The sequence below is a fragment of the Kurthia sibirica genome (genome assembly GCF_003143975.1).
In the GTDB taxonomy this organism is placed as follows: Bacteria; Bacillota; Bacilli; order Bacillales_A; family Planococcaceae; genus Kurthia; species Kurthia sibirica.
Map to the genome: position 1 here is coordinate 131,505 of NZ_QFVR01000009.1, position 6,747 is coordinate 138,251.

At 36.9% G+C, this 6,747-nt stretch carries 8 protein-coding genes; 6 read left to right on the top strand and 2 right to left on the bottom strand.

What is annotated here, in order from left to right:
• Positions 1-22: 22 nt before the first annotated feature.
• The 6 genes from DEX24_RS08835 to DEX24_RS08860 are packed head-to-tail and all read left to right on the top strand — an operon-like array spanning position 23 to position 4,546.
• Positions 23-967 (top strand): ABC transporter permease, encoded by a 945-nt coding sequence (locus tag DEX24_RS08835; protein WP_109306062.1) that lies wholly within the window; start codon positions 23-25, stop codon positions 965-967.
• An 11-nt stretch (positions 968-978) separates the two neighbouring features.
• On the top strand, positions 979-1,818 hold the full coding sequence (locus tag DEX24_RS08840; protein ID WP_109306063.1) for an ABC transporter permease: 840 nt from the start codon (positions 979-981) through the stop codon (positions 1,816-1,818).
• A gap of 6 nt (positions 1,819-1,824) precedes the next feature.
• Positions 1,825-2,799 (top strand): ABC transporter ATP-binding protein, encoded by a 975-nt coding sequence (locus DEX24_RS08845; RefSeq protein WP_109306064.1) that lies wholly within the window; start codon positions 1,825-1,827, stop codon positions 2,797-2,799.
• A complete protein-coding gene (locus DEX24_RS08850; protein ID WP_346214933.1) occupies positions 2,778-3,815 on the top strand; it encodes an ABC transporter ATP-binding protein in 1,038 nt (345 codons plus the stop codon). Before DEX24_RS08845 ends, DEX24_RS08850 begins: the two co-directional genes overlap by 22 nt.
• Positions 3,784-4,194: an FAS1-like dehydratase domain-containing protein gene (locus DEX24_RS08855; protein WP_170112896.1), complete on the top strand. Its 411-nt coding sequence runs from the start codon at positions 3,784-3,786 to the stop codon at positions 4,192-4,194. The genes DEX24_RS08850 and DEX24_RS08855 overlap by 32 nt, the downstream gene beginning before the upstream one ends.
• A complete protein-coding gene (locus DEX24_RS08860; RefSeq protein WP_109306067.1) occupies positions 4,184-4,546 on the top strand; it encodes a MaoC family dehydratase in 363 nt (120 codons plus the stop codon). Before DEX24_RS08855 ends, DEX24_RS08860 begins: the two co-directional genes overlap by 11 nt.
• 235 nt (positions 4,547-4,781) lie before the next feature.
• Here DEX24_RS08860 and norA read toward each other — a convergent pair whose 3' ends face one another.
• Both norA and DEX24_RS08870 read right to left on the bottom strand, forming a co-directional pair.
• The gene (norA, locus tag DEX24_RS08865) at positions 4,782-5,963 is read right to left on the bottom strand and encodes a multidrug efflux MFS transporter NorA (protein WP_109306068.1); all 1,182 of its coding nucleotides are present in this window, start codon (positions 5,961-5,963) and stop codon (positions 4,782-4,784) included.
• A 166-nt stretch (positions 5,964-6,129) separates the two neighbouring features.
• Positions 6,130-6,468 carry a tyrosine-type recombinase/integrase gene (locus DEX24_RS08870; RefSeq protein WP_109306069.1) on the bottom strand — a complete coding sequence of 113 codons (339 nt, stop codon included), beginning with the start codon at positions 6,466-6,468 and terminating at the stop codon, positions 6,130-6,132.
• Between the last annotated feature and the right edge of the window lie 279 nt (positions 6,469-6,747).

Genomic DNA, 6,747 nt, shown 5'->3' on the forward strand with positions numbered 1-6,747 from the left:
TTTGTGATGAGGGAGGCTTAACATGTTCAAGCTAGTAGTAAGAAGATTATTATATGCTATCCCCATGATTATTATCACCACATTTATCGTCTTTTCATTTATCTTATTAATCCCTGGTGACCCAGCTCTCACCATACTTGGAGATAATGCAACAGATGAAACCATTGCATTATTAAACGCTGAATTGGGCTTGGATCGTCCTATCTATATTCAATACTTTGAATGGATTTCGAATGCACTACAAGGGGATTTAAGAAAATCAATTTTCACGGGTCAAGAAGTAAGTGAAGCGGTATTCGGACGCCTAGGTATTACGATTCAACTTGTGTTGTATGCTGTTTTTATTGCGACTGTTGCTGGTATGTTTTTAGCGGTTATTTCAATTTTTTATCACAATACACTAATTGATTATATTGCACGTTTTATAAGCACTCTAGGAACCGCAATTCCCAATTTTTGGTTGGCTTTAATTTTAGTGATGGTCTTTACTTTCACGTTTACATTATTTCCAGCGACAGGTTTTACATCTTTTTTTGACAGTCCACTGGGCTTTTTAAAGAGTGCAACTTTACCAGCGGTATCATTAAGTTCTGCGGGAGTGGCTCAAATCACGAGGCAACTACGTTCTTCTTTGATTGAAGTGATGGAGTCGGACTATATTCGAACAGCTTATTCTAAGGGGTTGAGAAAAATGACTGTCATTAGCTCGCATGCGGTTCAAAATGGTATGTTACCTGTGATTACTTCAATCGGACTCTTATTTGGTAATATGCTTGGAGCAACGGTTGTTGTTGAAACGATTTTTGCGATTCCAGGCATTGGACAATTAGCTGTTAATTCTATATTGCAACGTGATTTTATCATGTTGCAAGGGGTTGTATTAGTAATGATTTTCTTTGCCATTCTTATTAATTTTATCATTGATCTATTGTATTCTATTTTGGATCCTAGAATTGAATTGAAATAGGAGGCGCGCTGATGAGATTCAATCTAGTTTTTCGTCGATTCATGGGTGAAAAAATAGCTGTTATAAGTGCTATTTATTTACTATTCATTTTATTTTGTGCTTTATTTGGGAATGGATTACTACCTTTTGCCCCAAATACATCTGATTTTGACCATATACTTAGCGCCCCATCCGCTACACATTGGTTAGGGACGGATGAGTTAGGACGAGATATTGTCAGTCGCCTAGTAGCGGGTTCTAGTGCGGCATTACAAGCGGGCATAATCTCTATTTTAATTCCTCTATTCATTGGTGTTCCGTTAGGTATTCTAGCTGGTTATACTGGGGGTGCGGTGGATGAAATATTAATGAGAATCGTAGAAGCAATTCTAGCGATTCCTGCAATATTACTGGCATTAGGTATTACGGCAGCACTGGGTGTTAGTTTATGGAATGCGATGATTGCGATAGGAATCGTATTCACCCCACAATTTGCTCGATTAGCCAGAGGACAGACGTTACTAATTCGAAGGGAACCATATGTAGAATCAGCAAAAATTTCTAATGCGCATTTTATTTGGATAATGAGGAAGCATATTATGCCAAATATTGCACCAGTTATTATCGTGCAAGCTTCTTTTAATTTGAGTTTTGCCATTATTGTGGAAGCATCACTAAGTTTTTTAGGTCTAGGTGCACAGGATCCGCAAATTAGTTGGGGGAATATGTTACGTCATGCGTACAGTATGATTGAAGTCAATCGTATATTTATTTTTTATCCAGGAATAGCGATTATGCTTACTGTTTTGGCGGGTAATTTTCTAGGTGATGGATTACGAATTGCATTGGATCCAAAAATAAAAAGCAGGTGATAGATAATGAATAAAGTGTTGGAAGTTCAAAATCTTCAAACAGCTATTCAAACAGAGCAAGGAATAATTTACCCTGTAAATAATATAAACTTTGAAGTGATGAAAGGAGAAATATTAGCGATTGTAGGAGAATCAGGTTCTGGAAAAAGCCTTACAGCATTATCAATTATAGCGTTAAATTCAGCAGCTATTACGTATAGTGTAAATAGCAAAGTTATTTATGATTATCGGAACTTATTAATAGAAAGCCCACGATATATAAGGACGATTAGAGGAAACAGAATTGCGATGATTTTTCAAGATCCTATGTTTTCTTTAAATCCTGTGAAAAAAATAGGAAAACAAATTGCTGAGGTACTTTATATACATGAAAATCTATCAAAAGCAGCCGCTACAAAACGTGTTTTAGCATTATTAGAGCAAGTAGGAATTCCAAATCCACAAGAGAGGATGATGGCTTTTCCTCATGAATTATCTGGAGGGATGCGACAGAGAATAATGATTGCGATGGCTTTAGCTTGTAATCCCGACATACTGATAGCTGATGAACCAACAACAGCACTGGATGTTACAATACAAGCACAAATTTTGTCTTTATTAAAAAAAATACAAAAAGAACGTCATTTATCAATCATTTTCATAACGCATGATTTAGGTGTAGTTGCTGAAGTTGCTGATCGTGTACTGGTCATGTATTGTGGGAAAATTGTAGAAAAGGCCACGGTATTTAAGCTGTTTGCAAATCCCAAACATCCTTATACGGAAGGATTACTATCTTGTATTCCAACTGTTGAAAGTGATCCAACTATTCAATTAGAAGCAATCCCCGGTGCTGTCCCTAATTTTCATGAACTCGAAAATAATTGTGCTTTTCATACAAGATGCAAGTACGCTATGGAAGAATGTCGTCTATATGAACCAAAAATTAGACAATTTGATGATGAAACGGAAGTAGCCTGTTGGAATCCAATAGACAAGTAGGTGACGGGATGGAATCATTATTACGTTTAAAAAATGTTAAAAGGCATATTCCTATCGACCAACCGTTATTTGGTAAAACAACAGCAGTTGTAAAGGCTGTTGATGGTATTTCTTTTACATTAAATGAAGGTGAAACACTCGGATTAGTAGGGGAGTCTGGCTGTGGCAAAACGACTACAGGTAGGATGATTGTGAATTTAGATAAAGTATCAAATGGTGAAATTTCATACTGTGATGAAAAATATAATTTTGAAAAAAGTACAAAAAAAATAACGAAACAGGCGATACAAATGATTTTTCAAGATCCGTATTCTTCGTTAAACCCACGTATGAAGATAAAAGATATTATTGCTGAGCCACTTCTCATTTCAGGAGAAAATAAAAAGGTCGCTTTTGAAAAAGTATCAAAAATGATTGAAAAAGTTGGTTTAAGTCAAGCGCATCAAGATCGTTATCCCATTGATTTTTCTGGTGGACAACGTCAAAGAATTGGTATCGCGAGAGCATTGATTGTGAATCCCAAAATAATCGTTTGCGATGAACCAGTATCAGCGTTAGATGTCTCCATTCAAGCGCAAATATTAAATCTGCTAAAGGACTTACAAATGGAATTTCGTGTTTCTTATGTATTTATTGCACATGGCATTCAAGCTGTAAAGTATGTTAGTGATAAAATTGCCGTCATGTATTTAGGTAAAATAGTTGAAATCGCTCCAACTGCGGAGTTGTTTGCAAATCCAACACATCCTTATACTAAAGCATTACTTGCTGCAGTACCAATAGCAAACCCTCTTGTAAGAGACCGAGAGCGGGTGTTACTGAAAGGTGATTTACCAAGTCCTATTCATCCACCGAGTGGCTGTGCTTTTCATACACGTTGTCCGATTGCCGTTGACAATTGTAAAAAGATTAGTCCACGTATGCGAATGGTAAGCAATGCGCATCAGGTTTCATGTGATGTTGTTAAACTGGAGGGAAATACAAATGTTGAAAAAGTACTTGAAACAATGGAGTAAACCACAGCGGCATACTATTCAGGCAACGCTAGTAGAAAAGCTAAATGGAGTATTAAATTTACAAACACATACAATTAGTCCAACACTCCCTATCGTATTTGATTACGGTACAATCGCCGGTTTACCATTACCATTACCAGGTTTAATTCATGGTTCACAGCGTATTCATTACTATAAAAAACTAGCAATAGATGATAAAGTCGATTGTCAATATTGCGTGAATAGTTTTGAGTTGAAGGAAGGAAAAAAAGGACAAATTGGCTTAGCAACCTTACTTTATAGAGGTTTTGATGTACATGGTGACATCATTTACGAAATGGAGTCGGTATTAATCTTATCTAAAATGTATATGGAAAGGAATTTGAAAAATGATTCATAATGTATCGTTAGGCACGATTACACAGCAATTAATTGATGACTACGCTACCGTATCAACAGATAATAATCCAATTCACTTGGACAAGGTATATGCTATAGAAAATGGGTTGCCATCGACGATTGCACATGGCATGCTCATTATGGGCTTGATGGTAAAAGCATTAGAAGAAAAAATAGCACCACCTTATACAATTACTACATATGATGTTCGGTTTAAAGCGATGGTGTTAACAAATGATCGCCTACGTGTGGAGTTAGAACAAATGATTGATCCTCAGATATATGCTATTCATACGTATAATCAGCACGGTGAAATGGTCATAACAGGTGAAGTGACATTGGATTTCAGTTAACCCACAGTAGAAGGTGGAGATTGTAGAAAATATCATTAACCATAATTTGATTCAAATATAAGTAGTATCAGTACTTTGTTGTTAGTGTGCTGGATAAAATAGAAACGAGATTACAGCATTTTAAACAGATAAAACCCGTATGATTGTATAGACAATCATACGGGTTGTTCAATTTATAGTTCATACTGTTTCTGAAAGAGTCGTTCTCTTTTCTTTCACTCACTGAATTGGCTCATTAAGAAGCATGTATTTTCGTTGTTTTCTGCTTTTTCCAAAATAGCGATAAAATGAATCCAATGAATAATAGGATAGCTGCAAAGTAATACGGTAAACTAATATTAACATCAAATAACATGCCACCCAGTATAGGACCTAATATGTTGGCTAAGGAAGTAAACATTGAGTTCATACCTCCAACAAAACCTTGTTCATCTCCTGCGATTTTTGATAAATAAGTTGTTAAAGCAGGTCTAATCAAGTCAAAACCAATAAAGACAACAAAACAAACGAGCATGACTGTCCAATAAGATGGGGCCAATACAATAGCAATTACGAAGACAACGGAATAAATCAAACTATAGCGAATAATATTGATTTCTCCTATTTTGCGAACCATGCGATCAAATAATAATAATTGGAATATCGCACCGATGATTGCACCACCAGTAATAGCGATGGCAACATCTTTTGGCGTGAAATTGAATTTATGGTCGACGAAAAGACTAAAGAAGGATTCGAGTGCAGCGAGACCAAATGATGACATGAAGATCAAGATGAATGGCAGTAAGAAAATGGGGGCCATTAGCTTGCCCATAAACGATTTTTTTTTCGGCGTTATTTCGGCATCTGCCACCGACTGTTGTCTCTTCGGTTCTTTTAATAGGATGATAGAGAGTAAAGCAGCTACTGAACCAAGTGCGGCTGCTGCAAAGAATGGGACACGCGTGCCAAATTCAGCAAGAAATCCACCAATACCAGGTCCGATGATGAAGCCAATATTTATAGCTGCCGACATGAAACCGAGTGCTTTCGGACGAGAATCAGTTGTTGTAATATCAGCGATAAAGGCTGTAACAGCTGGCATAATAAACGCTCCAGCGACACCACCTAAAATCCGGGATACAAAGAGCATTTCGATAGAGGAAGCTAAACCGAATAATAGCTCGGAAAATGCAAAGATGATCAAGCCAAGGACGATCATTATTTTACGTCCAAATTTGTCTGCGGCCTTGCCTGCAAAAGGCGATACGATGAGTTGTGATAATGCAAAAGCAGCGGTTAAGTAACCAACTACCGTGCCACTAACACCAAACTCATTCATAATTGTTGGTAAAATAGGGATGATTAGGCCAATTCCTAAAAAGGCGATAAACAAGTTACCAAGCAGGATAAATAAAGTAGTGCGATTATTTTTCATAAATATAATACTCCAATTCTTTAAAATAGTGCTCAATACACCATAAACCTTATGGTTACTATAAGGTCAAGGGAAATCTATAAACTCGTATATATCAATGTTTCAAAGGGATTTGTCAACTTTTTCATTCAGTAAAAAGCACATAAAAGTCACATTTATCCTTTAATCAGTTATTTTCTAAAATTTGAGTTAGTTTTTCATGTAATTTTTCAGAAGTTCTTTTTTTCATATTTTTAGTCACATGTAAATAGACAGCGACTGTCGTCTTGTCATTTTTATGTCCAACACGCTCTGCAATCTCTAGGAGCGGTACATCAGCTTCAGCAAGCAAACTAACGTGTGTATGACGTAACATATACGTGTTTGTATCTTTGTTAATATTAGCACGTTTACATATGGATTTAATAGCTATATTTAAGGTAGCACGTCTTAAGGGGTGACCAGCTGCGTTGTGCAAAGTAAAGTTAGATGTAGCGTAGTTTCGGTCACTTTGAAATTGATACATTTCTTTTATTTTGTTAAGTACGGATCAGCATACCGCCTTAAAACTAAATACGGATATGTTACTGCTAATAAAGAGTTTGTACAAAAAGTGTAAACCCCATTCTATAAAAAAGAGTGGGTTTTTGTAGAGGGCACTGAAAAAGTCCACTTATCCTCGTAGCCGTTGATTCCGTTCCGGCGGGCGCTTTTCGCGGGCACGGCTCCAGCCTTCTCCCTCGCTTCGCTCAGTCCGGGTGCTTCCGCTCGTGCTGTTCCCGCAGAAGTCGCCGCCTGCACTCCA

What these genes read in the sequence shown, in the direction of transcription:
- DEX24_RS08860 (WP_109306067.1), top strand. Translation starts at nt 4,184, where the DNA reads ATGATTCATAATGTATCGTTAGGCACGATTACACAGCAATTAATTGAT.
- DEX24_RS08855 (WP_170112896.1), top strand. Translation starts at nt 3,784, where the DNA reads ATGTTGAAAAAGTACTTGAAACAATGGAGTAAACCACAGCGGCATACT.
- DEX24_RS08835 (WP_109306062.1), top strand. Translation starts at nt 23, where the DNA reads ATGTTCAAGCTAGTAGTAAGAAGATTATTATATGCTATCCCCATGATT.
- norA (WP_109306068.1), bottom strand. Translation starts at nt 5,963, where the DNA reads ATGAAAAATAATCGCACTACTTTATTTATCCTGCTTGGTAACTTGTTT.
- DEX24_RS08845 (WP_109306064.1), top strand. Translation starts at nt 1,825, where the DNA reads ATGAATAAAGTGTTGGAAGTTCAAAATCTTCAAACAGCTATTCAAACA.
- DEX24_RS08840 (WP_109306063.1), top strand. Translation starts at nt 979, where the DNA reads ATGAGATTCAATCTAGTTTTTCGTCGATTCATGGGTGAAAAAATAGCT.
- DEX24_RS08870 (WP_109306069.1), bottom strand. Translation starts at nt 6,468, where the DNA reads ATGTATCAATTTCAAAGTGACCGAAACTACGCTACATCTAACTTTACT.